The sequence below is a fragment of the Enterobacter cloacae complex sp. S3 genome (assembly GCF_014930495.1).
Classification (GTDB): domain Bacteria; phylum Pseudomonadota; class Gammaproteobacteria; order Enterobacterales; family Enterobacteriaceae; genus Enterobacter; species Enterobacter asburiae_B.
The window spans coordinates 1-703 of the sequence record NZ_JADBRD010000086.1 but is presented as its reverse complement, the minus strand read 5'-3'; the positions used below and the strand labels follow the sequence as shown (position 1 = coordinate 703).

The following is a 703-nucleotide window of genomic DNA, read 5'->3' as shown; positions in this document are numbered from 1 at the left end:
CGAGCTGGCCACGTTCAGCGCACCACCGGCCTGATGGCTGCCGCTGAGGGCCACTCCCGCGCCCTTCGCGCTAATCGAGCCGCTGGCGAGGCTGTTCCTGACCGTCAGTCTGCCGCCCGCATCCAGCTGAATGTCGCCCTGGCGCGCGGTGAGGTTGCCGAGGTTCACCCCGACGCCCGCCTCGCTGGAGACCAGGCGGATACGGTTCGCATACATCCCGCCGAGCGCGCCGGTATCCACCGCCACCACGGGCGCGGCGCCCTCGCCGGCAACCGGCCTGACGCTGCCGTCGGCGCCCACGCGGTTCGCCCCTGCGGTCACCGTCAGGTCGTTCGCATGTATCGCGGCGTTCACTTCCGTCGCGCGCGCAATAATCGACAGCGCGTCGCTCTTGCTGGCGTCCAGCCCCTGGCCTTCAACCGTGATGGCCCCTTTCGTTACCTCCAGCGCCAGCAGGTTACCGCTGGCGTCAAACTGCGGCTTGCCGGTGGTCAGGGTGACGTTCGGGGTGTTGATAAATCCGCACCCGTTACAGGTAATGCCGTACGGGTTGGCCACCATGACGTTTGCCGCCTTACCGGCGACTTCCGTGTAGCCCTGCAGCTGCGAGCGGCTGGCGCCCGTGACTTCGTTGATGATGCCTGTCGCTTCCCGCCCGGCCTGCAGGTTGGGGTTGTTCTGGATAAGCCCGCCCAGCTGGGTC

Annotated in this window: 1 protein-coding gene; it reads right to left on the bottom strand. The window is 67.7% G+C overall.

Translation table 11 applies throughout. The features are described 5' to 3' along the window. Window positions 1-703 (bottom strand): filamentous hemagglutinin N-terminal domain-containing protein (locus IM317_RS24335; protein ID WP_193362544.1); only part of this gene is annotated, 703 nt, incomplete at both ends.